At 66.6% G+C, this 21,759-nt stretch carries 29 protein-coding genes and 1 pseudogene; 12 read left to right on the top strand and 18 right to left on the bottom strand.

Annotated elements, in window-relative coordinates; all coding sequences use genetic code 11:
• Nucleotides 1-3: 3 nt before the first annotated feature.
• Nucleotides 4-228, bottom strand: coding sequence for a DUF1272 domain-containing protein (locus tag SPI01S_RS19520; RefSeq protein ID WP_066726671.1), 225 nt, complete (start codon nucleotides 226-228; stop codon nucleotides 4-6).
• Entirely contained in the window at nucleotides 228-1,568 is a 1,341-nt protein-coding gene (gene glmM, locus SPI01S_RS19525) for a phosphoglucosamine mutase (RefSeq protein WP_066726673.1), read from the bottom strand. Before glmM ends, SPI01S_RS19520 begins: the two co-directional genes overlap by 1 nt.
• Before the next feature lie 71 nt (nucleotides 1,569-1,639).
• On the opposite strand from glmM, the gene SPI01S_RS19530 reads away from it, so the two are divergent.
• Together SPI01S_RS19530 and SPI01S_RS21995 are read left to right on the top strand one after the other, a co-directional pair.
• Complete coding sequence (locus SPI01S_RS19530; RefSeq protein ID WP_066726674.1) at nucleotides 1,640-2,887, top strand: dicarboxylate/amino acid:cation symporter; 1,248 nt, start codon at nucleotides 1,640-1,642, stop codon at nucleotides 2,885-2,887.
• 136 nt (nucleotides 2,888-3,023) lie between these two features.
• The gene (locus tag SPI01S_RS21995) at nucleotides 3,024-3,344 is read left to right on the top strand and encodes a hypothetical protein (protein ID WP_084253616.1); all 321 of its coding nucleotides are present in this window, start codon (nucleotides 3,024-3,026) and stop codon (nucleotides 3,342-3,344) included.
• Nucleotides 3,345-3,413: 69 nt separating this feature from the next.
• On the opposite strand, the gene SPI01S_RS19535 is transcribed toward SPI01S_RS21995, so the two are convergent.
• The 6 genes from SPI01S_RS19535 to pgi form a co-directional block, all read right to left on the bottom strand.
• Complete coding sequence (locus SPI01S_RS19535; RefSeq protein WP_066726677.1) at nucleotides 3,414-3,878, bottom strand: GNAT family N-acetyltransferase; 465 nt, start codon at nucleotides 3,876-3,878, stop codon at nucleotides 3,414-3,416.
• Nucleotides 3,879-4,012: 134 nt separating this feature from the next.
• Nucleotides 4,013-5,359: a glutathione-disulfide reductase gene (gene gorA, locus SPI01S_RS19540; RefSeq protein ID WP_066726678.1), complete on the bottom strand. Its 1,347-nt coding sequence runs from the start codon at nucleotides 5,357-5,359 to the stop codon at nucleotides 4,013-4,015.
• Nucleotides 5,359-5,769: a type II toxin-antitoxin system VapC family toxin gene (vapC, locus tag SPI01S_RS19545; RefSeq protein ID WP_066726680.1), complete on the bottom strand. Its 411-nt coding sequence runs from the start codon at nucleotides 5,767-5,769 to the stop codon at nucleotides 5,359-5,361. Before vapC ends, gorA begins: the two co-directional genes overlap by 1 nt.
• Nucleotides 5,766-5,972: a type II toxin-antitoxin system VapB family antitoxin gene (locus tag SPI01S_RS19550; protein WP_066726682.1), complete on the bottom strand. Its 207-nt coding sequence runs from the start codon at nucleotides 5,970-5,972 to the stop codon at nucleotides 5,766-5,768. Before SPI01S_RS19550 ends, vapC begins: the two co-directional genes overlap by 4 nt.
• Before the next feature lie 60 nt (nucleotides 5,973-6,032).
• Entirely contained in the window at nucleotides 6,033-6,341 is a 309-nt protein-coding gene (locus SPI01S_RS19555; RefSeq protein WP_066726684.1) for an alkylphosphonate utilization protein, read from the bottom strand.
• Entirely contained in the window at nucleotides 6,338-7,834 is a 1,497-nt protein-coding gene (gene pgi / locus SPI01S_RS19560; protein WP_157084803.1) for a glucose-6-phosphate isomerase, read from the bottom strand. Before pgi ends, SPI01S_RS19555 begins: the two co-directional genes overlap by 4 nt.
• A gap of 105 nt (nucleotides 7,835-7,939) precedes the next feature.
• Between pgi and lepB the strand changes: the two genes are divergently transcribed.
• From lepB to era, 3 genes are all read left to right on the top strand, one after another.
• Nucleotides 7,940-8,803 carry a signal peptidase I gene (gene lepB, locus SPI01S_RS19565; protein WP_174539138.1) on the top strand — a complete coding sequence of 288 codons (864 nt, stop codon included), beginning with the start codon at nucleotides 7,940-7,942 and terminating at the stop codon, nucleotides 8,801-8,803.
• A gap of 2 nt (nucleotides 8,804-8,805) precedes the next feature.
• The gene (rnc, locus tag SPI01S_RS19570) at nucleotides 8,806-9,471 is read left to right on the top strand and encodes a ribonuclease III (protein ID WP_066726686.1); all 666 of its coding nucleotides are present in this window, start codon (nucleotides 8,806-8,808) and stop codon (nucleotides 9,469-9,471) included.
• Nucleotides 9,472-9,654: 183 nt separating this feature from the next.
• Nucleotides 9,655-10,563, top strand: coding sequence for a GTPase Era (gene era, locus SPI01S_RS19575; protein WP_066726687.1), 909 nt, complete (start codon nucleotides 9,655-9,657; stop codon nucleotides 10,561-10,563).
• Nucleotides 10,564-10,688: 125 nt separating this feature from the next.
• Here era and SPI01S_RS19580 read toward each other — a convergent pair whose 3' ends face one another.
• From SPI01S_RS19580 to SPI01S_RS19595, 4 genes are all read right to left on the bottom strand, one after another.
• Nucleotides 10,689-10,979, bottom strand: a complete 291-nt coding sequence (locus SPI01S_RS19580) for a UvrB/UvrC motif-containing protein (RefSeq protein ID WP_066726688.1) — start codon at nucleotides 10,977-10,979, stop codon at nucleotides 10,689-10,691.
• Between the two features lie 45 nt (nucleotides 10,980-11,024).
• Entirely contained in the window at nucleotides 11,025-11,558 is a 534-nt protein-coding gene (locus tag SPI01S_RS19585; RefSeq protein ID WP_066726695.1) for a hypothetical protein, read from the bottom strand.
• Nucleotides 11,559-11,625: 67 nt separating this feature from the next.
• Entirely contained in the window at nucleotides 11,626-12,366 is a 741-nt protein-coding gene (locus SPI01S_RS19590; protein WP_218017637.1) for an ABC transporter permease, read from the bottom strand.
• Nucleotides 12,363-13,289, bottom strand: a complete 927-nt coding sequence (locus SPI01S_RS19595; protein WP_066726725.1) for an ABC transporter ATP-binding protein — start codon at nucleotides 13,287-13,289, stop codon at nucleotides 12,363-12,365. The genes SPI01S_RS19590 and SPI01S_RS19595 overlap by 4 nt, the downstream gene beginning before the upstream one ends.
• Nucleotides 13,290-13,371: 82 nt before the next feature.
• Here SPI01S_RS19595 and SPI01S_RS19605 point away from each other — a divergent pair, with 82 nt between their 5' ends.
• From SPI01S_RS19605 to SPI01S_RS19615, 3 genes are all read left to right on the top strand, one after another.
• Nucleotides 13,372-13,860 (top strand): DUF2975 domain-containing protein, encoded by a 489-nt coding sequence (locus SPI01S_RS19605; RefSeq protein ID WP_157084804.1) that lies wholly within the window; start codon nucleotides 13,372-13,374, stop codon nucleotides 13,858-13,860.
• Entirely contained in the window at nucleotides 13,860-14,102 is a 243-nt protein-coding gene (locus SPI01S_RS19610; RefSeq protein WP_066726701.1) for a helix-turn-helix domain-containing protein, read from the top strand. Before SPI01S_RS19605 ends, SPI01S_RS19610 begins: the two co-directional genes overlap by 1 nt.
• Nucleotides 14,103-14,232: 130 nt before the next feature.
• Nucleotides 14,233-14,508 (top strand): DUF1488 family protein, encoded by a 276-nt coding sequence (locus SPI01S_RS19615; protein ID WP_066726703.1) that lies wholly within the window; start codon nucleotides 14,233-14,235, stop codon nucleotides 14,506-14,508.
• Nucleotides 14,509-14,603: 95 nt separating this feature from the next.
• On the opposite strand, the gene SPI01S_RS19620 is transcribed toward SPI01S_RS19615, so the two are convergent.
• The 4 genes from SPI01S_RS19620 to SPI01S_RS19635 all read right to left on the bottom strand — a co-directional run bounded on the left by SPI01S_RS19620 (nucleotide 14,604) and on the right by SPI01S_RS19635 (nucleotide 17,933).
• A complete protein-coding gene (locus tag SPI01S_RS19620; protein WP_066726705.1) occupies nucleotides 14,604-15,437 on the bottom strand; it encodes a TauD/TfdA dioxygenase family protein in 834 nt (277 codons plus the stop codon).
• 97 nt (nucleotides 15,438-15,534) lie between these two features.
• Nucleotides 15,535-15,957, bottom strand: a complete 423-nt coding sequence (locus tag SPI01S_RS19625) for a DUF2147 domain-containing protein (protein WP_066726707.1) — start codon at nucleotides 15,955-15,957, stop codon at nucleotides 15,535-15,537.
• A gap of 150 nt (nucleotides 15,958-16,107) precedes the next feature.
• Complete coding sequence (locus SPI01S_RS19630) at nucleotides 16,108-17,253, bottom strand: sensor histidine kinase (protein WP_084253618.1); 1,146 nt, start codon at nucleotides 17,251-17,253, stop codon at nucleotides 16,108-16,110.
• Nucleotides 17,238-17,933 (bottom strand): response regulator transcription factor, encoded by a 696-nt coding sequence (locus tag SPI01S_RS19635; protein WP_218017638.1) that lies wholly within the window; start codon nucleotides 17,931-17,933, stop codon nucleotides 17,238-17,240. Before SPI01S_RS19635 ends, SPI01S_RS19630 begins: the two co-directional genes overlap by 16 nt.
• A gap of 162 nt (nucleotides 17,934-18,095) precedes the next feature.
• Between SPI01S_RS19635 and SPI01S_RS19640 the strand changes: the two genes are divergently transcribed.
• Complete coding sequence (locus SPI01S_RS19640) at nucleotides 18,096-18,770, top strand: outer membrane protein (RefSeq protein ID WP_066726713.1); 675 nt, start codon at nucleotides 18,096-18,098, stop codon at nucleotides 18,768-18,770.
• Between the two features lie 233 nt (nucleotides 18,771-19,003).
• On the opposite strand, the gene SPI01S_RS19645 is transcribed toward SPI01S_RS19640, so the two are convergent.
• Nucleotides 19,004-19,396 (bottom strand): TetR-like C-terminal domain-containing protein, encoded by a 393-nt coding sequence (locus tag SPI01S_RS19645; RefSeq protein ID WP_157084805.1) that lies wholly within the window; start codon nucleotides 19,394-19,396, stop codon nucleotides 19,004-19,006.
• Here SPI01S_RS19645 and SPI01S_RS23400 point away from each other — a divergent pair.
• From SPI01S_RS23400 to SPI01S_RS23405, 3 genes and pseudogenes are all read left to right on the top strand, one after another.
• Nucleotides 19,395-19,523: pseudogene (locus SPI01S_RS23400) on the top strand (BlaI/MecI/CopY family transcriptional regulator); the annotation flags it as partial. The gene SPI01S_RS19645 and the pseudogene SPI01S_RS23400 sit on opposite strands and share 2 nt — an antisense overlap.
• A 181-nt stretch (nucleotides 19,524-19,704) precedes the next feature.
• On the top strand, nucleotides 19,705-20,334 hold the full coding sequence (locus tag SPI01S_RS23155) for a hypothetical protein (protein WP_066726716.1): 630 nt from the start codon (nucleotides 19,705-19,707) through the stop codon (nucleotides 20,332-20,334).
• Complete coding sequence (locus tag SPI01S_RS23405) at nucleotides 20,216-20,569, top strand: hypothetical protein (protein WP_084253621.1); 354 nt, start codon at nucleotides 20,216-20,218, stop codon at nucleotides 20,567-20,569. Before SPI01S_RS23155 ends, SPI01S_RS23405 begins: the two co-directional genes overlap by 119 nt.
• Before the next feature lie 167 nt (nucleotides 20,570-20,736).
• Here SPI01S_RS23405 and SPI01S_RS19660 read toward each other — a convergent pair whose 3' ends face one another.
• The gene (locus SPI01S_RS19660; protein WP_066726719.1) at nucleotides 20,737-21,348 is read right to left on the bottom strand and encodes a hypothetical protein; all 612 of its coding nucleotides are present in this window, start codon (nucleotides 21,346-21,348) and stop codon (nucleotides 20,737-20,739) included.
• Nucleotides 21,349-21,759 lie beyond the last annotated feature (411 nt).

Consider the following 21,759-nt stretch of genomic DNA (forward strand, 5'->3'; position numbering starts at 1 on the left):
GCCTTACCCCTTGTGCTTGCGCTCGGTGGATGCGGGATGCCGCTTTAGCGCATCGCCCACCCGTGCGGGACGATCGAGCAGTTCGCCGCCGCAATTGGGGCAGCGCTCGTCGAGTGCATCGGCGCAGTCGGCGCAGAAGGTGCATTCGAACGAGCAGATGAAGGCGCCGCCGGCATCGGCCGGCAGATCCATGCCGCAGCGTTCGCAATCGGGTCGCATTTCGAGCATCAGGCAGCCGCCTCGCGCACGGCGTCGCATACCCGGTCGACCACGGCTTCCACCTGCGCCTTGTCGTCGCCCTCGGCCATGACGCGGATCACCGGCTCGGTGCCCGACGCGCGGATCACCAGCCGGCCGCGGCCCTTGAGCTCGGCCTCGGCGGCGGCGATCACGTCCTGCACGCGTTCGTCCTCCAGTGGCTTGCCGCCGGCGAAGCGGACGTTCTTGAGCAGCTGCGGCAGCGGTTCGAAGCGGTGCAGCACCTCGCTCGCCGGCGCGCCCGCGCGGACGATCTCGGCCAGCACCTGCAGCGCCGCGACCAGCCCGTCGCCGGTGGTCGCATAGTCGGAAAGGATGATGTGCCCGCTCTGCTCGCCGCCGACATTGTAGCCGGAGCCGCGCATCTTCTCGAGCACATAGCGGTCGCCCACCTTGGTGCGCACCAGCCCCAGCCCCTGCGCCGCCAGGTGCCGCTCGAGCCCCAGGTTCGACATGACGGTGGCGACCAGCCCGCCACCGGCGAGCTTGCCCTGCCGCGCCCAGCCGGTGGCGATCAGCGCCATCAGCTGATCGCCGTCGATCACCGTGCCGGTCTCGTCCACCACGATCAGCCGGTCGGCATCGCCGTCGAGCGCGATGCCCAGCGCCGCGCCCGAGCCGACCACCGTCTCGCTCAGTACCTGCGGCGCGGTGGAGCCGACACCGTCGTTGATGTTCTTGCCGTTGGGGGAGACGCCGATCGAGACGACCTCCGCGCCCAGCTCCCAAAGGGCCGAGGGCGCCACCTGATAGGCCGCGCCGTTGGCGCAATCGACCACGACCTTCAGGCCGTCGAGCGTCAGCTCGGACGGGAAGGTCGACTTGGCGAAGTGGATATAGCGGCCCCGCGCATCCTCGACGCGGCGGGCGCGACCGATCGCGGCGGAGGCGGCCAGCGGCACGTCGCCGTCGATCAGCGCCTCGATCGCTTCCTCATCCGCGTCGGAGAGCTTGAACCCGTCCGGCCCGAACAGCTTGATGCCGTTGTCGAAATAGGGGTTGTGGCTGGCCGAGATCATCACGCCCAGATCGGCGCGCATCGAATGGGTGAGCATCGCCACCGCCGGGGTCGGCATCGGCCCCACCAGCACCACGTCCATGCCGACGCTGGTGAAGCCCGCGACCATCGCGTTTTCCAGCATATAGCCGGAAAGCCGGGTGTCCTTGCCGATCACCACGCGGTGGCGGTGGTCGCCGCGGCGGAAATGCGCGCCCGCCGCCATGCCCACCTTCATCGCCATCGCGGCGGTCATCGGGGAGAGGTTGGTGGCGCCGCGAATGCCGTCGGTGCCGAAATATTTTCTTGCCATGTGGTTCGTTCTCGCGCCCTTGTGGCGTTGTGTGCGTGCTGTGATAGCGGCGAAAATCTCAAAGGGCGAGCATGTCGCAACCTACCCGTATTCTTCTTTCCCTGCTGGCCGGGCTGGCGGTCGGCGCAGCGCTGGCGGCCTTCTCCCCGCAATGGGGCCTGGCTGCAGCAGACTGGGCGCAGCCGGTCGGACAAGCCTGGCTCAACGCGCTGCAGATGACGATCGTCCCGCTGGTCGTCGCGCTGCTGATCACCGGCGTCACGGCTACCGCCGAAGCCGCTGCCGCCGGCCGGCTCGCCGGCCGTGCGATCGCGCTCTACGTGACGCTGCTGTTCTGCTCGGCGCTGCTCGCCGCGCTGCTGACGCCGCTGTTCCTGCAGATCGCGCCGCTGCCGCAGGAATCCGCCGCCAGCCTGCGCGCCGCACTGACCGGCGCCGAGAAGATCGGCCCCGTGCCGCCGCTGGGCGAGTTCCTGGCCGCGATCATCCCCGCCAACATCGTCAAGGCGGCGGCGGAGAACGCCTTCCTGTCGCTGATCATCTTCGCGCTGGTCTTCGCCTTCGCGATCACCCGCGTGGCGGCGGAATCGCGCGCGCTGCTCACCAACTTCTTCGTTGCGGTGCGCGACGTGATGCTGGTGGTGATCGACTGGGTGCTGTGGATCGGCCCCATCGGCGTGTTCGCGCTGGCGCTGGTCGTCGGCGCCAAGGCGGGCACCGGCGCGTTCGGCGCGCTGCTCCACTATATCCTGGTCGTCGCGAGCGTCGGCGGCGTGATCACGCTGTTCGCCTATCCCGCGGCGGTGTTCGGCGGCCGCATCGGCGTCGCCCGCATGTTCCGCGCGGCGCTCCCCAGCCAGGCGGTGGCGATCAGCACCCAGTCGTCGCTCGCCACGCTGCCGGTGATGATCGAGGGCGCCGAGGAAGTGGGCGTGCCGGTCGCCGTCTCGGGCGTCACCCTGCCGCTGGCGGTGGCGATCTTCCGCTCGACCGGGCCCGCGATGAACTTCGCCGTGGCGATCTACATCGCCGAATGGTTCGGCGTGCCGCTGCATCCGGCGACGCTGCTGGTGGGCGCCGTCGTCGCCACGCTGACCTCGCTCGGCTCGGTCAGCCTGCCCGGAACGGTGAGCTATGTCAGCGCGATCTCGCCGGTCGCGGCGACGATCGGCGCGCCGATAACCCCGCTGGGCCTGCTGGTCGCGGTGGAGACGCTGCCGGACATCATGCGCACCGTCGGCAACGTCACCTGGGACCTCGCGACGACGATCTGGCTGTCGCGCAAGGCCGAGGCGCCGGTGGCAGCACCGGCCGAATAGCGGCCGAGAGTCCGGCAGGAACGCGGCGCGGCCGGGTTAGGTCGTGCCCCCGACGAAGGAGCGGGTCCGCTGCAGCGCGCGGAATGGCGAAATGTGGTGGATTGCGGTCATGGCTTAGGTGCGCCAAAATCCTCTGATGCTTCACACTCGCGACCTCGCCGACAGCATTGAAGTCGACGGCTTAACCTATGAGTGGGCAGTCCAGCGGGAACCGCAATGGTGCACGGCTGATGGCTGGCGGGGCTTGGTATTATCTATCCGGCAGGAAGGCGAGCAGCGCGAAGCGCTGTTGGAGTTTCCAATGCCGAAGTCTGGGAATGGTTCGCCGCACCGCAGGCGACCTAAGATCGACAAAGCGATAGTTTCCAATGGCGTCCGCGCTGCATTGGCGGCGGGCTGGGAGCCGACTTCACGCGGTAAACCGAAAACCTACATGGTCGATGCAAACGGCTGCTAATGGGCGGGATCGGCCGCTCCCGCTACCAACTCGGAACGGCGTGTTTTGGGGCGGTTGTTGCCAATCTTGCTACAGGAGAAGGCCGAGAAACGACGCGCCCGGAACTGGATTGAAGGAAATCGGCTCCGCTGCGACGAAGTTGAAGGCGTCATAGAGTTTCCGGGCGGAGACGGACTTCTCTTGCACGTCGAGCCTCATGTCGCGGTACCCGACGCCCCGAGCCTCCGCGATTAATCGTTCAACCAGCTTGTGGCCCACCTGTTTGCCCCGCGCTTCCGGACGCACATAAAGCCGCTTCATCTCACATATGCCGGCATCGACCTCGCGCAACGCGACGCAACCTTCGATGACGCCGCCCCGATCTGCGAGCAGAATGCATCCTTTTGGCGCCGCATATTTGCCAGGCAAATTTGCAAATTCGGCGTCGTTCCCCTGATAGTCGAGATTGACCGGGGAGTTGGCGATGAACTCACGCCAGATGCTCAGCACCGAAGCGGTGTCATCGGGGAAGGTCGCATGCCTGATGAGCGTCATAGCATCATAGGCTAGCGAATATCGTGGCGGTAATTTGACGTCGTTGTAGCGACCCTGAACGGCAAGAAGTGGGCGCTTTCTGCCGCGCCATTTGTCTCCGCGCGGCTGCCGCCGGGCAACCGCGCGGGCCTAGCCTATTTGAGCAGCACCAGTTCCTCGGCCATCGTCGGGTGCAGCGCCACGGTGGCGTCGAAGTCGTCCTTGGTCAGCCCCGCCTTCACCGCGACGGCCGCCGCCTGCAGGATCTCCGGCGCGTCCGGCCCGATCATGTGGAGGCCCACCACCCGGCCGGTCACGCCGTCGCAGATCATCTTGTAGAGCGACCGCTCGTGCCGCCCGGCGAGCACGTTCTTCATCGCCCGGAAGTCCGAGGTATAGACCTTCACCGAGCCGAGCGTGTTGCGCGCCTCGCCCTCGGTCATCCCCACCGCAGCGATCGGCGGGTGGCTGAACACCGCGCTCGGGATGCAGTGATAATCGACCTGGTGCGGCTTGCCGCCGAACAGCGTGTCGGCAAAGGCCTGGCCCTCGCGGATCGCCACCGGGGTCAGCTGCACGCGGTTGGTCACGTCGCCGACCGCATAGATGCTGTCCACCGAGCTGCGATTGTCGGCATCCACCTTCACCGCGCCCTTGTCGTCGAGTTCGACGCCGACCGCCTCCAGCCCGAGCCCCTTGGTGTTGGGCACGCGGCCGGTGGCGAACAGCACGCAGTCCACCTCGATCGGGTCGTGCCCGCTCATCGAGACCAGCAGGCTGCCATCGGCCTGCTTCTCGATCTTCTCGAACTCGGCGAAGAAGCGGAAATCGATGCCCTTGGTCATCGAGATCTGCAGCAACCGGTCACGAACCTGTGCGTCGTAGCCGCGCAGGATCACGTCCGTGCGGTTGACCAGCGTCACCTTCGCGCCGAATTCGTTGAAGATGCCGGCGAACTCGTTGGCGATATAGCCACCGCCGGCGATCAGCACACGGCGCGGCATCGTCTCGAGGTGGAAGACCTCGTTCGAGGTGATGCCATGCTCGCTGCCGGGGAAGCTCGGCACATGCGGGTGCGCGCCGGTGGCGATCAGGATCGTCTTGGCGCTGACCTTGCGGCCGCTGCCCAGCGTCACCTCGTGCGCGCCGGTAACGGTGGCGCGGTCGAGGAGGATCTCGACGCCGTTATTCTCCAGCCCCTGGGTGTAGAGGCCGTTGAGCCGGTCGACATCGGCCAGCACATTGTCGCGCAGCACCGGCCAGTCGAACCGGCAATCGGGCACGTCCCAGCCGAAGCGGCGCGCGTCCTTCAGGTCCTCGGCGAAATGCGCGCCGAAGATGAGGAGCTTCTTGGGCACGCAGCCGCGGATCACGCAGGTGCCGCCGACGCGATACTCCTCCGCCACCGCGACCTTGGCGCCGTACGCCGCCGACATGCGCGAGGCCCGGGTGCCGCCGGAACCTGCGCCGATCACGAACAGGTCGAAGTCATAGTCGGACATCAATTCACTCCTGGACGGTTGACCGCCGAGACCAGCCCGAGATGCTCGACAAAGGGCTCGAAGTCGCGGTCAGAAAAGAGCAACGGGCGGTTTTCCCGAATGCAGTAGGTGGCGATCAGCGTATCGATCGTCTTGCGGATGGTAATGCCCTGGGCGCGCAGCAGCCGGTAATTGGCGGCCGCAGCAATCGCCAATTCGGCCCCGCCCAGCGTCACGACGTCCAGCATCGTCAGCAGGTCGCGCGCCAAGGCGAAATCCTTGTCGGTGCGCGTTCCCTGCAGCACTTCGGCCAGCACCAGATCGGCGGTACACAGCGAGAAACGCGGCAATGCCTGCTTGAGCCAGTTGGTTTCGCGCGTGTCGCGGGCATTGAGAAAATCGATCCAGACGCTGCTGTCGACCAGGATCATTCGGCGGGGAGGTGCTTGCTGGTGCGCATCGCCTCCAGATCACCGTCCCAGCCGCGCCCCCAAAGCTGCAACAGCGCCTCCTGCTGGCGCAGGCGCAACGTTTCGCGCAGCGCGCGGTCCACCGCCTCGCGCTTGGTGCGCGCGCCGGTGAGCCGCATCACCTGCGCCATCAACTCGGGGTCGATGTCGATATTGGTCCGCATGGGGATACACATCCTTCCCGCCAAGCATACACATAGGCGCGGTGCATCCCCACAACAAGCTCACCGCTTGCGGACAAACTCCGCGCGCAGGACGAGACCCTTGATGCCGTCGAACTTGCAGTCGATCTCCTGCGCGTCGCCGGTCAGGCGGATCGACTTGATCAGCGTGCCGCGCTTCAGCGTCTGGCCCGCACCCTTCACGGTCAGGTCCTTGATCAGCGTCACCTGGTCGCCGTCCTGCAGCAGGTTGCCGACCGAGTCGCGCACTTCCACCACGTCCGCCGCATCGGCCTTGGCCGCGGCCTCGGCGGCGGGGACCCACTCCCCGCTCGCCTCGTCGTATACATAGTCTTCGTCGCTGCCGCTCATGCGCCAAATGCCCTTTGAATCAGATCGTTGGTGGAGGGATCGAAATCGAGCCCGCCCTTGTCGGCCGCCTTGGCCATTTCCTTGCCCAGCTCGACGCCGAACTGGTCGAACGGGTTGATGCCGAGCAGCACCGCATTCACGAACACGCGGTGCTCGTAGAAGGCGATCAGCGCGCCCAGCGTGCGCGGATCGAGGCTGTCGAGCAGCAGCGTCGACGACGGCCGATCGCCCGGATAGCTGCGCGCAGGGTCTTCATGCCCCTTGCCCGCCATCAGCGCCGCGCCTTGCGCGAACATGTTGAGCAGCAGCTGGCGGTGATGCTCGGGCGCCAGCGCATCGCCCGCCTCGATCACGCCGACGAATTCGAGCGGCACCAGGTGCGTGCCCTGGTGGAGCAGCTGGAACACCGCATGCTGCGCATCGGTGCCGACGCCGCCCCAGGTGATCGCCGCAGTCGGCCAGGTCACGACCTCGCCCTCGGCGGTGACGCGCTTGCCGTTCGATTCCATCTCCAGCTGCTGGAGATAGCTCGGCAGCAGCTTCAGCCGCTCGTCATAGGCGAAGGTCGCCCGCGTCTCGCAGCCGCGCGCCTGGGTGTAATAGAGGTCCGCGAACGCCGCGAGCGCCGGGGCGTTCTGGTGGAGATCGGTCAGGCGGAAGTGGCGGTCCATCTCGGCCGCGCCTTCCAGCAGTTCCTCGAACGCGTCCCAGCCCAGCGCCAGCGCCGCCGGGAAGCCGATCGACGACCACAGCGAATAGCGGCCGCCGACGCTCTCGAAGAACGGCAGCACGCGCGTCTCGTCGACCCCCCATTCCACCGCCTTGTCCGGCGAGGCGGTCAGCGCGATTACCTGGCCATAGGGATCCTCGACACCGCCCTCGGCCATCCAGCTGAGCGCGCTCTGTGCGTTGAGCATCGTCTCGGTCGTCGTGAAGGTCTTGCTGGCGATCACCAGCAGCGTCGCCTGCGGATCGAAGGCGTCCATCGCGTCTTCGAGCGCCACGCCGTCGACATTGGAGACGATCGCCACGTCATAGCGGTCCATGTCGCGGCCCAGCGCGTCGACCAGCAGGTCCGGCCCCAGCGCGGAGCCGCCGATGCCGATATGGAGGATGTGGCGGATCGGCCCCAGCGCCTCGGCCTCGATCGCGTCGATCAGCGCGCGCATGCGGGCATGCTGGCCGCGGGCGCGGGCGACGCTCTCGGGGGCGCCCTCATAGCGCTCGGCGGTGTGCTCGGCGGCGCGGCCCTCGGTGACGTTGACCACCTCGCCCGCAAACAGCGCATCGCGCTTGCCCGTGAAGTCCATCTGCTGCGCCAGCGTGGCGAAGGCCGCCACGGCATCGGCGGTCAGGTGCGTCTTCGACCAGTCGAAATGGATGCCCGCGACATCGGCGCTCAGCCGCGACAGCCGCTCGGCGTCGGCAGCGAACAGGTCGGTCAGCTTGGTTTGGGGGAGGGCTTGGATCGGCGTCCAGTCGGGCAAGGCCATATTCATCTCCTTGGTGGCAGGGGTTCCCCTATCGTCCCGCACCGGCCCATTCCAGCCTCATTCCGCCGCTTGACCTCCCCGCCGCGCCCTAGCAGAGCAGTGCCCATGGAAACGCCCGCCTCCACCGAACCCGTCGCCACGCGCCCCGAAAACGTGCAAGCGCCTGTCGCAAAGCCGGAAAAGCCGAAATCGGAGTGGCGGGACCTCGCCACCTTCCTGCTCAAGCTGGCGCTGATCGTGTTCGTGGTGCGCAGCTTCATCTTCTCGCCGTTCAGCATTCCGAGCGAGTCGATGCTGCCGCGGCTGCTGATCGGCGACTATCTGTTCATTACCAAGTGGAACTATGGCTATTCCAAGCACTCGCTGCCGTGGAGCGTGCCGCTGATCCCGGGCCGCATCCTGCCGCGCGACCCTTCGCGCGGCGATGTGGTGGTGTTCAAGGCGCCGAACCATAATGGCGAGGACTGGATCAAGCGCGTGATCGGCCTGCCGGGCGACACGATCGAGATGGTGAACGGCCAGGTGATCCTGAACGGCAAGCCGGTGCCCAAGCAGCGTATCGCCGATTTCGTGCTGCCGATCAGCCCGAACTTCACCCATTGCCCGACGCAGTTCCAGACGGCGGACGCCAAGGGCGCGCCCGTCTGCCGCATCCCGCAGTTCCGCGAGACGCTGCCGAACGGCAAGCAGTATAATGTGCTCGACCAGGACAATCTGCCGCAGGACAACACGCAAGTGTTCACCGTCCCCGCCGGCCACGTCTTCCTGATGGGCGACAACCGCGACAACTCCACCGACAGCCGCTTCCAGCAGCCGCCCTATGGCTCGGGCATCGGCTTCGTGCCGATCGAGAATATCGAGGGCAAGGCGGTCGTGAACTTCTGGTCGACCGATGGCGGCGCCAACTGGCTCCTCCCCTGGACCTGGTTCACCGCGGCCCGGTGGAACCGGATCGGAGAAGGCTTCTGAGCGTGCCCGATCTGGGCGGCTGGGTCGCAAAGACCTTCGGCCGCCCCGCGAAAGACCTGCCCGCCTTCCAGCGCGCGCTGACGCACGGCAGCCAGGCCGCCGGCAACTACCAGCGGCTCGAGTTCCTCGGCGACCGCGTGCTCGGCCTGATCGTCGCCGAATGGCTGTTCGAGCGGTTCCCGGAAGAGCCGGAGGGTGCCTTGTCGCGCCGGCTCAACTCGCTGGTCACCGGCCCGGTCTGCGCCGATGTCGCGCGCGAGCTGGGCGTGGTGCCGCACCTCCGCCTCGGCAAGCAGGCGCGCGACGACGGTGCTGCGGACAGCGACAATGTGCTGGGCGACGTGATGGAGGCGCTGATCGGCGCCTATTATCGCGAGTCCGGGCTCGACGCGGTGCGCCTCTTCATCCGCAGCGCCTGGGGCGACCGGATCGATGCGCACGCCAAGGCGCCCAAGCATCCCAAGTCGGCGCTCCAGGAATGGGCGGCTGCGCGCAATCGCAAGCCCCCGGAATATGAGATCGTCGATCGCTCCGGCCCCAACCACGCGCCGCGCTTCACGGTGAAGGTGTCGATCGGCAAGCTGGCGGAAGCCAGCGCCGAGGGCAGCAACAAGCAGGAAGCCGAAACCGCCGCCGCCGCGGCGCTGCTCGCGAAGCTGGGCGGCTGACCGAAGTATCCCTGCGCCCAAAGCATCGTCATCCCGGCGAAAGCCGGGATCCAGAACCTTCTACGCCATGGCTCGAGCCGAGCCGGTGAGGGCAATGGATCCCGACTTTCGTCGGGATGACGGGTTTTCGGCTTCAAACAGCCCCCTCGCCCCCATCCCCATTCCCCAGTACAATCGGAACCCATGACCGAACCCACCACCCAACAATCCTGCGGCGTCGTCGCGATCCTCGGCGCGCCGAATGCCGGCAAGTCGACGCTGGTCAACGCCCTGGTCGGCCAGAAGGTCGCCATCGTCAGCCCCAAGGCGCAGACCACCCGCGCCCGCGTGATGGGCATCGCCATCGAAGGCGACGCCCAGCTGATCCTGGTCGACACGCCCGGCATTTTCGAACCCGAACGCCGGCTGGACCGCGCGATGGTCGCCGCCGCCTGGGAAGGCACCGACGGCGCCGACCTCGTCGCGCTGGTGGTTGACGGCAAGGGCGGCATCGGGCCCAAGGTCTATGCCGTGCTGGAGAGCCTGCGCACCCGCAAGGAGCGCAAGATCCTGATCCTCAACAAGGTCGACATCGCCGACAAGCCGCGCCTGCTCGGCCACACCGCCAAGCTGAACGAGGCGCTGCCGTTCGACGAGACCTATTTCGTCTCGGCCCAGACCGGCGACGGCATCCCCGAACTCAAGGCCGCGCTGGCCAAGGCGATGCCGCAGGAAGACTGGCACTTCCCCGAGGACCAGGTCTCCGACGCCACCGACCGCATGCTCGCGGCGGAGGTCACGCGCGAGCAGCTCTACCTCCAGCTCCACGCCGAGCTGCCCTATGCCAGCGCGATCGAGACCGAGAAGTATAGCGAGCGCGAGGACGGCTCGGTCGAGATCCACCAGCAGATCCTCGTCGCGCGCGATACCCAGCGCGCGATCGTGCTCGGCAAGGGCGGCCAGCGCCTGAAGGAAATCGGCAGCCGCGCCCGCGCCGAACTGTCGAAGCTGCTGGGCGTGCCGGTGCATCTGTACCTGCACGTGAAGGTCAACCCGAAGTGGGAAGAGGACCGCGGCCTCTATCGCGAGATCGGGCTCGACTGGGTCGACTGACCCGCATCAAGGGGCAGAACGGCCGCACATCACCATCCTTTCCAGCCAGGACCGTTTCGCCGCCTGGCCAGTTAGCAAGGGTGGCGGAGCGCACGCATCCAGTGTCACCTCGTGAGCGCTGCGCGTCATCCCTTGCGCTTGCGACCGTGCCTGGAGCGACCGGCCGTCATCGGATCGGGCCTGGCCGGGGGGCGCCATCCTGCCGGCGGGGTCCGCTTCTGCTGGCTCGTTCCCAAGCCCATTGCGCCTGGTTCCTGACGCGTAAGGCCCTCGAAGCGCGCCGCTTCCGCCTCGACAGCCGTGGCGCCGCCGCGCATCGCGTTGATCATGTCGCGGCACCGGCTCGCTTCCTCGAAATCGAGAGCGGCGACGGCCTCTTCCATTCGCTGTTGCAAGATCTTGATCGTCACTGGCATCCGGCCGCAACGCACGATGGTGCCTCCAGGACGCACGGCGGCCCGTCAAGCGGCCCCCGCTTCGCGCGGATCGCGCCGAGATGCGACGTCAGCATGGAGCGAACGCGCTGCAACGTGCCAGGCGGTCACCAAAGACGATGGCGGCGGTGACGGCGGAGAGTAGCAGATACAGGAAGAGATAGTCGCGTCTTCGAACCTGGAGCGCGGTGGCGCCGTGCCAGGCAGGCCGCTCAGCACCAGCGACACCGCGAGCGGCAGCGTCCAGTAGCCGAGGTGGAGCGCGGAGCCGATCCGCGCTTCGTCATTCGGCAACAGGATGCTGATGCCGCTTGCCACCACGCGCATGAAGGCGGCCCAGAGCAGAAACGCGAATGCGGAGGTGCTCGCACGGCTGCGCACAACCCTGTAGGCGATCACTGCCTGCAGGATGGTGACCAGCGGCCCCGCTGCCGACATCAGGAGATGCTGCGCAGCGGTTGCCGGGCCTCTGGGGGTCACCCCGTTGAGGCTGTAGCGGACGTCCAGCCCGATCGATCTGCCGACGATCCAGTGCGCGCCCTCGTGGACCAGATAGGTCAACAGCCCGGCCAGGACGAGAACGGCGTAGAAGCGGCCGTCGAGAATGGGCCGGGCTGGGACACGGGCATCACAACACCTCGCGGCGCGAGAGGTGCGCAACCACTGCGACGCTCGCGAATGCCCCGCCCCCCATGCCGAGCATCAGCGCGACCTCGCCTCGCCACGCAACGGACGCGAGCATGTTGATCGGCATCTGCCAGGGCAGGAATACGCCCTGCCAGGCGGCGTTCGAAACGATCGCGAAGAAGGCGCCCGCAATGCCGACCGATATGGCCGGTACGAAGCTGGTGAAGCGGATCGCCAGCCACAGCTGGATGGCAGTCATCAGCAACGCGGCACCGTACATCTTGAGCAGGATGGTCGCCACCAGCGCGAGGCGGAGCGTCCCGCCTGGCCGGATCGCCGGCTTGATCCAGGCGGCCGCCTCGATCGCGATCAGGGTCAGTGCCAGCAGGATGACGGTCATTGCGCCGACCAGCACGGCGGTGCAGATCAGCTTCGCCGCGTACAGCATCCAGCGGGGAACCGGCAGCGCGCGCAGATGGTCCCAGCTTTTTGGCGCATGCTCCATCTGGGCCATCAGCGCGGTCAGCGCCGTGATCGAAAGCGGCAGCATGAACGCACCCCATAAGCCGGCCATGTTGTTCATCCACACCGACCACGGCACCGCGTTCCGCATCTTGACGACATTGAAGAACATGAAGACGGCGATGATCGCCGGTGCGGCGACGGCGAGCAGCGCAGCAAGCGAGCGTCGGAGCTTGCGCACTTCGACGGCGACGACGGTGCGAAGGTGCGGGACCATCATGCGGCCTCCCGCACGGCATCGGCCACGGCGACGTTGTAGAGGTCCTCAAGCGAGGCGCCGCACTCCCGGATCGCGGTGAAGGGCAAGGCTGCACCGAGCAGCCGTGTGCTGATGGATGCAACCACGGCCGCAAGGTCCTCCCCCGGTTTGAGGTGGATTGCCACGTTGTCCCGTCCTGCAGTGACGTCGAAGACAGAGGACAGGCAGGCGGCGGCGCGCGCAGCCGCCGCACTTTCTACAAGGACGCGGCGCGCCGCGCCTTTCTTCAGCGCCTGCAACGCGCCCTCGCGCACCAGGCGGCCGCCATGCATGATGCCGACATGGGTCGCGCTATGCTCTACCTCGCCCAGCAAATGGCTCGACACCAGCACCGTGACGTTGCTGCGTGCGGGCAGATCGCGCAGAAAGCCGCGCATCTGCGCGATCCCGTCGGGATCGAGGCCGTTGGTCGGCTCATCCAGGACCAGCAGCCGCGGTGCGCCGAGCATGGCGCGGGCAATCCCCAGCCGCTGGCGCATCCCGAGCGAATAGCCTGCCACGCGTCTGTCCGCAGCATGTCGCAGTTCCACAAGCTCGAGCAGGCGGTCGATCTCCGTCGCCGGCAGCCCGAGCAGGCGGCGGGAGAGATCCAGGTTCTGGGCACCCGTCAGATTGGGGTAGAAGCCCTGCGCCTCCAGCAGCGCGCCGACCTGCCGCGCGATCGCAAGCCGCTCCCTGCCGACGTCCAGCCCGGCGATGGTGATCCGTCCCTCGCACGGTGCCAGCAGGCCCAGCAGCATCTTGAGGGTCGTCGTCTTGCCCGATCCGTTCGGGCCGACGAAGCCGTAGACGGCGCGTTCCGGCACGGTCATCGTCACGCCGTCCACCGCCAGCACGCCGCCGAAGCGGCGCCTGAGCCCTTCCGTGCACACCAATCCGCCCACCAAGCCCTCCCGAATCGTTTAATTCTAACTTAAATGATCGGCGGCCAGCTTTAAGTCAAAGCTAAACGTGGTATGGACGTGCATGCGGTACGTCTCCCCCACCCGCTTCAGAGCGGACTGCGCCCGGTTCCGGCTGCTGGCCTTCATTACCGCCGCGTGCATCGTCGTCGCGCTCGGGCTGGCATCGACCGTACCGATCGCGCGCGGGACGCTCGCCATGTCCGATCCCCACTTCGCGGCGGACCTGGTGCGGCTGCTGCCGGCCGCCTGCTACGTGCTCGGCATCGTGTTCGTCGGCCAGGCGGTGGGACGGCTGGCATCGGGGCGCCCGGTACAGCAGACGCTGGCCTCGGCCCTGCGCCGCATCGGCGTGGCGCTCGCTTCGGGTGGCGTGTTCAACGTCTTCCTGGTCACCAACCTCGAGCGCATGATCCTCGGCACGCGCGGCGGCTACGTCTTTTTCGACGTCGGCAGCATGACGCTGGCGGTGATCGGGGCCGCGCTGGTCCTGCTCGCGCATGTCGTCGATCAGGCGGTGCTGGTGCAGGCGGAACTGGACGAGATGTTCTGATGCCGGTTCGCGTCACCCTCGATGCGCTGATTACCGCCCGCGGGATCAAGGCCCGCGATCTGGCGGCGGCCGTGAACCTGAGCGAGACGCAGCTGTCGCTGTTCCGTTCGGGCAAGGTGAAGGGCATTCGCTTCAGCAGCCTCAACCGGCTGTGCGCGGTGCTGCAATGCACGCCGGGCGATCTGCTCGCCTACGACTTCGATCCTGCCGACCTTGCGCCGGGCGACGAGGAGCCGGCGTGACCGGCGGCGAATCCCGGCCCCCTCGGCCTGATTGCAGCAAGCGCGCCGCGTGCTCCTTCCGCCATGCGGCTCGGAACCCGATCGATGCTCATTCGGTTACGAGCAGTTGAACTCTCATGGAGCGCATTGAATGCCCGCTACGCAGCTCGAAATCGATGCGACGTCCATCTTCGACAATCTGGATGAGCGCCAAGTTGAATTTGATGGCGAGGTGGATGGCGAAGAATACCAGTTCGCGGTGCAGTACAGCGTTCTGGAAGCTCTGACGGGCGATCAGCCGGACGGCGACGCCGAAGAGAGCTTTCGCCGACACGAGGACACTATCAAGGAAGCTGCCCTCGCAGCACTTTCCAAGGGTCCAGATCGCCCCATCATCGTGATCAGTGAGAATGACCTGGCGCGATAAAAGGATTCATGATCGCGGCGTGCCGCCCCGCGCCGTTCAGCGCAAGCTTGCGAAGGAGAAGGGCCGGTTGCGCCGGGGGAGTCGTGGAACTGGCGCTAGGCGAAAGCCTCCTCCCCCTCCAGCTTGGTTCGAATCATCAGCCGCCCGCATAGCGGATCATAGGCTTCTGCGCGGTGCATCGTGCCGGTATTGTCCCACATCACCAGGTCGCCGGCGCGCCACGCATGGCTGTAGCTGAACGTCGGGCCCGTGGCCCATTCGCGAAGACCCGCGAGCAGCGCCGCGCTCTCCTTGTAATCAAGCCCCACCACGTTGCGGGCGGTGCAGCCCAGAATGAGCGACTTGCGACCCGATGCATGGTTCCACACCAGCGGCAGCTCCTTTTCCCCTAACGCCTGCATCGCCCTGAGCGTCTGCAGGCGCGGTTCCGGATCATAATAAGCGAGCGAGGCCCAGGGCGCGTGAACGACGCGCCTGCCGTCGCACACCGCCTTTTCGGCGAGCGGAAGGTCCTCCCAGGCCGCGTAGGTATTGCAGAAGCCGGTGTTGCCGCCCCGCGCCGCAGGCACCTTGCAGGACAGCAAGGAGGCGCGGATCGGCACATCGCTGTTCGTGCCGTCGATGTGCCAGTACAGCGATCCCTTCAGGAATGCGGCTGCTTCCGGATTTTCGCGCGCGTCGAGCGACACCCTGGTGACGACCCGTCCGTCCCTGCCTTCCGCCGCGGGCGTGCCCAGCATATGGGTAAACACGACCTGTTCGGCTTCGGTGAAGCCGATCCCGGGAAAAACGAGCACGCCGCGGGCCTCGAGCAAGGCAAGGATGTCGCTGGCGAGCGCGCCGCCAAGCAGTTCCAGCTTGTCGTTGAACACCCGGCTGCCGATTCGCGCGTTGATCGGCTCGCTGACCAACCGTGTGATGGTACGCATACGCTCTCCTCGTTGCCGGTGCGGTGCGGCACCGGCGTCTTAAGGTTCGTGGAAAATGCGCCGGAGCGCGGATCGGCGGAGGCCGAACGGCGGCGGACTAGCCTGCGGGGGTCCAGATCGGGCCGCGGCACAGAAAGGCTACGCAGCCCTCGACCTTCAGCGTGCCGTCGGCATTGCGCGTCAGCTTGGCGGCATAGGTCTTGCCCGAATCCGGGTTGTAGATCTTGCCCTTCCAGAGCGCGCCCGCGTCCTTGAAACCCGTGAGGATGAAGGTCCCTTCGATCGGGTTGTTGCGCTTGGCGGGATCCGGATTGGCGATGTCGGTGGTGGGTTTGCCGGGTTCGCGGCGCAGTACCTTCACGATGCGCCCGCACATGGCATCCCCGCACGGCTCGATCCGCACCAGGGCCTTGCCCCCTTCGGTCATCCAGGTGCCGGTGATCGGTGCCGCAGCCAGCGCCGCGGTGCTGATCAACAGCGAGGCGAGCGCCGCGACGGTGGCGGTATAGGTCTTGTGCATCGATTCAATCTCCCATCGCCGTTGCCGGGGCAATGGCGGCGTGGTGGCCGGCGGGACGGCCCCGCCTGCACCCTTCCAAGCAGCGGGGCATGGAGGCTGGATGGAGATTCGCGGGAAAAGCCGTGGATATGCCTTGCCGCTGTCGATCGCTCAGGCAGGCAGCCAGGCGGAAAAGCAGGCGCCCGATCGCTCGACGTGGTTCTGGGCGACGATCCGGCCGCCATGCGCCTCGGCGATCTTCGCGGCGAGCGTCAGGCCGATGCCGCTGCCGTGCCGCCCGGCGAGCTTGTCGGCACCCGCACGCCAGAACGGCATGAACAGGCGTTCGGCATCCTCGGGCAGGAACCCTTCGCCTTCGTCCGCGACGCGCACGATCGCCCATCCCTTGGCAAGGCTCAGCGATATCTCGACCGCACTGCCGCTGGGCGCGTGCTTGATCGCATTGGTCAGGAGGTTGGTGACGATCTGGGTCAGCCGGACCGGATCCCCCTGCACGCGAACCGGCACATAGCGCTCCGCCAGCGTCACCGCGCGCTCGGCCGCCATGCCGCGCAGATCGGCGACGGCAACCCCCAGCAGCGCGTCGAGATCGACGGTGCGGCGATCGAGGTCCAGTTCGCCGGCATCGGCATGGGCAAGCGTGCGCAGGTCATCGACCAGCCGCGACAGATGCTCGACCTGACGCAACAGCCGATCCGCTTCCCCCTTGGCCGGATCGATCACGCCGTCGGCGAGGCCGTGAAGCCGGCCCTTCAGGATCGTGAGCGGCGTGCGCAGCTCATGGGCGATGCCGGCGGTCAGCACCGTCCGCTCGCGCTCATAGGCCTGGATATCGGACGCCATGCGGTTGAAGCTCTCGATCAGCTCGCCGGTCTCGCCCGAGGTTCCGCCGCGATCCACCCGCACCGAGCGCTTGCCGGCGGATACCTGCGCGGCGGCCCTGGCGACGGCGGTGATCGGTCTGCTGATCCGCCGGGCGAACACCATCGCCACGCCGCCGCCGACCAGCAGCGAGACGAAGGCGATGGAACCGATAAAGCCCATATCGGTAATGCCCGGCGTGCTGGCGCCATAGCGGTTGAACAGTTCGAAATAGCGGTCGCTGCCCTCCTGATGGGTGCGCACCAGGCGTTCGAGTTCGGCCCGCGCCTTGGGGGGCATGTGGCTGGTCGCGACGTCCAGACGGTAATGCACCGCCGCCAGATAGGCGAACAGGCCGACCAGCATCGTGATCAGCGTGGTCGCCGCCGCCAGCACGACCATCCGGCTGACGATGCGGTTCAGCATTGGGACCATAGCCGGTACCCCAGGCCCCGAACCGGCTCGATCATGTCGGTGCAGCCGGCCGCGGCCAGCTTCTGGCGCAGCTTCGACAAGTGGCTGTCGACCACCCGGTCATAGGCCTCGCTGTCCGGCGAGGCGGCTTCGAGCAGTTCGGCGCGCGAGAATGCGCGGCGGGGGTGGCGTGCCATATGGGCCAGGATCCCGAACTCGCTGGGGGTCAGCGAAAGGCTGACGAACGCGTCCCCGTCCGCGGCCTGGCACTGCACCAGCCGCGCATCGAGTTCGATCCGCAAGGGCCCCACCGACAGCGTCCGCCGGCTGGTCGAGCCGTGTGTGCGCCGCAGCACCGCCCGGATGCGCTCGACCACTTCGGACGGGCTGAACGGCTTGACGATATAATCGTCGGCACCAATGCGCAGCGACGAGAGCTTGGTGATCTCGTCGTCATGCGCGGTGATCATGATGACCGGGGTGTCGACGCGGCGGCGGATCGCGGTGAGGACATCGATCCCGTCTCCGCCCGGCAAGCCGATATCGAGCAGCACCAGCGCAGGGTTCGATTGACTGTGAGCACGGATGGCGTCCTGCACCGTTCCCGCCCGGACGACCTCGAAGCCCGCCTTTTCGACATAGGCGGCAAGCAGCTCGGCGATCTCGCGCTCGTCCTCGACGATCAATATTCGGTCGCTCACACGCGCTCCCTTCGGCATCGCCTTTGCCGAATTGCATGGACGAACGATGGAGGGGGCAACTCCACGGAACCTCCACGAAACCTACGACGAGCGTTCATCGCCGTCCACCATCAGCCGATCGGAGCCGCCGCAACGAGGTGGCGATTTCACGAAAGGCACTTCATGACCCACATTCTTCCGCCCGCCTTCGCAGCCTTCATGGCGACGGTGATGCTGGCATCGGCGGCGCAGGCGCAGAGCGAAGCGCCCCGCGGCATCTATGCGGTCGCGCGTGCCGGCGCCTCGATCAACTCCGACCAGAAATTCGATGTGGCGCGGCTTCCGTCGCAGTTCGACGACAAGACCAAATACAAGACCGGGCTGACCGGCGAAATCGGCGGCGGCTATGATTTCGGGATGTTCCGCATCGAGCAGACGATCGGCTACAACAGCAACAACCTCGACCTGAAGGGGATCGGCAGCCGCGATCTGCCGGCGTCCGGCCGCACGCGCGCCTATAGTGTCAGCATCTCCGGCTATGTCGACATCCCGCTCCATTCGGTGTTCGTGCCCTATGTCGGCGGCGGCATCGGCGCCGCGCGCGTGGATGCCAACCTCTCGCGTACCGGGGCGGGCGGGCTGGTCAGCCAGTTTTCGGGCAAGGACTGGGGCATGACGTGGCACGGCGATGTCGGCATCGGGATCAACGTCTCGGCCAAGACCACCCTCGAAGTCGGCGGCCGCTATTCGCAGACCAGCAAGCTCGCGTTCGACGGGACCAGCAGCGGCGTCGCGACGCGCTTCGAGCCGACGCTGCGGACGCTGTCCGCCATGGCAGGCGTTCGGCACATGTTTTAAAGCGCGGGAGCGAAGACGGTCCTTGTCCTCGCTCGCGGCGCCCGCCCCGCGCTCCGGTGAAGACTGGCCTCGGGTTTTTCGATCGGCCGACGGCGACAATCCGTTATCGGAACAGGCGGCAGCGGCGGGGGTGGCGCTGCCGCTTTCCGTTGCTCCGCGGCGTTGGAGGCATGCGTGTTTCTCGGCGCGGTCCTCTGCCGGCCAGACGCGTATCGGCAATCGTAAGGCTGGTATCACGGACCTTTGGCTTGCAGACCAACGGAAGCGGGAAACCTGCTGCGCGTGCCTGTCACTGGCGAAACAAGCCGGATGCTTCGCACCAGGCGCTCCGATACCCGGTCGGTCAGCAAATCCGTCTGAAGCGAGGTTTCCAGGTATCGAAGGTGGTCGAGCTCGAGCAACGTGTACCCGTGCAACAGCGACCAGACGGTCACCACGGCGGCAGAGAGATCGTCCGGGTCGTCCGCATCGACGGCAAAGACACCGTCTCTTCCGCCCCGTATCAGCAGCGTACGCAAAACCTGACGGGAGCCGTCCGCCGCGTGGCGGAGTTCCGGTGCAATTCCGCCGTCCGCCATCCTCTGCGAAGGGGGTGAGATGACCGCGACGACCGTTCGCGAGCGCATGGCTTCCGCGCCCAGCTATTCCGCGGTGCGGACGCTGATCGCGCGCCTGGAGGAGCGCGGCTATCTGACGCACGAATTGCGCGGCGGCGCCAATGTCTATCGGCCGACGGCGTTGGCCGAGGACGTGCAGTCGGCCACCCTGCAGGACGTGGTGCAGACCTTCTTCCGCGGCTCGGCGGTCAGTGCGGCGACGGCTTCGCTCAACCTCGGAACATGGGTAAAACGTAGATGCGTATCACCACGTCCAGTCGCTCCGCGCCGGCGCATTCCGGACATCGTCGACGTCGGGGGACTCTTGCGCCAATCTGGTGCTGGTCGAGCAGGACGGCGTGGCGACGCAGCGCCAGGTCTATGCTTCGCCGCCGTCGCAAAGCCATTCCTGGAGCGGCGAAGCGCGGGTTTCGCGACTGCTCATCGACGGGCCGCGCAAGCACCTCCTCACCGTGAACCTGCGCGGGCGCGACAACCGCTCGCTCTATGGGGACAGCGTGGGCGTCGATCTCGGTACGGCGGCGCTTCGCGAGACGGTTGATGTCGCAAAACCGCCCGTACAGTTCGGCGCGTACACGGTCGACATCACCCGCCAGCGCGCCGGCGGGATTTCGTACGGAATCAACTGGGCAGGCCTGGGGGCGGCGACCTTCGGCATGCAGCGCACCGCCTGTACCAAGGATGTTGCCTTGCCGGACGTCGGTCGCATCCGCGGGACAAGCTATGAGTGGCTCCCATCGGCCAGCGCGGCCGTGCCGCTCGGCAAGGCTCTGTCGGCCTATGCCAGCTATGTCAAAGGTCTGGAGGATGCGGGCGTTGCGCCAAGCTATGCGGCCAACGCCAACCAGCTGCTCCTTTGCGATCCTGACGAACCAGGCCGATGCCGGCCTCCGCCTCAGCGCCAACTATGCGCTGCCGTTCGCTCCCAAGCTGTCGATCGATGGTAGTATCGGCAACGACAGTGCCGTGGCCGCGAATGTGGCCAACACCGTCTTCGTGCCCGGGCAGACGCTGTACCGGCTCTGCGCGCGCTACCAGTTCGCCATTGCCGGCAAACCGCTGACCCTCCGGTTCAACGGGGCCAACCTCTCCAGCGTGTATCGCCTCCGGCCGGTATCGAGCAATGTCTACTCCCCGACCATGCAGCGGAACATCAGCATCTATCTGACGGCGGACGTCTGACAGATGGTGCTGCGCGCGTGCCTCGACGAACGCATCTGCCGCCGAAGATGAGGATCGTCCACGAGCAGGCCGCTGTCTCGCTGCGGCCTATGCTCGCGTTCGAATCGCCTCGGTTGGGATTGCGGTGCGATCGTTAAAGGGCTGGAAATCCGGCCCTGCCCCCGGCTTCAGGCCGTTCGGGCGGTGCCGTCGTCCAAACCGAAACATCGTTTGGCGCCTTGAGCGAGCGGCCCGATCTGGGCGTCGGTCAGGACGTAGCGCGAGAGATACAGAAGGCCAGCACGGCGCGCTTCTTCGGTCGGAATCGCGAACAATCCGGTCTTCGGACCGAATTTCTTCCGAATGGTGCTCTCCAAAAGAGGATGCGCGCGCCCCGACAACGCGGTTCGCGCAAGCGAAACATCGACCAGATAGCGGCCGAATATCATCCAGACATGTCCGTCAAAATCGGGCGTGCTTTCCGAAAAAACACGATCGCCTCTGATGGGAGAGTTGTTGCCGAATATATAGGCCCCGTTGATCTTAACCGCACCCGCAACGACGGCAAACGGCACGTCAATGGCTGCACGCACGCGCTCGGCGAGTAAGGCGTTCATCAGCGTGCAAGCACCCGGAGTAGGGCCGATATCTTCCATCACGGACCGGCAAACATCGCTGAAAAGGTACAGCGTCGCCTGATCAAAATCGTACGCCTCGAATCGCTTGGCGCAGTCAGCGCCATGCGCGGCGCGGACCAGGTCGACGAGTGGCCTGGGGTGCAATGCGGGGGAAATCGCCATTCGCGCCACATCGATCGACTTGGGACGCAGGTCAATGGAGAGACAGCGTCGAGGCGCTCGCTTCCGCCAGTTCCTTGTCGGGCCGCGCTTCAAGAACCAAAAAATGCGGCGGTCAAACGCTCATGGTCTGCTCAACTGTGCAGCATGCGCCGGCCTGGTCGCAGGTACAGCGCACGGTTGCAGGTGCTGCGGGCGTCGTCGCGGTTCTCATGCTACGCTGGCGCTGCCTGCGCGAAAGTCTTGCCGGCGGGGTCTCTCTCCTGCCCGATCGCCGCCCTGCCTCTGAGCGCCGGCAGTTGCGGCTATCCCGGGGAATACCCGCCAGAAGCAAATCGACGTCCTGGCGTTGATCGGGGCCGAAGCGGCAAACCGAGACGCCGCGGAAGACAGGCACAAAAAAACCGCCTCAGA

It is taken from the genome of Sphingomonas pituitosa NBRC 102491 (assembly GCF_001598435.1).
Classification (GTDB): domain Bacteria; phylum Pseudomonadota; class Alphaproteobacteria; order Sphingomonadales; family Sphingomonadaceae; genus Sphingomonas; species Sphingomonas pituitosa.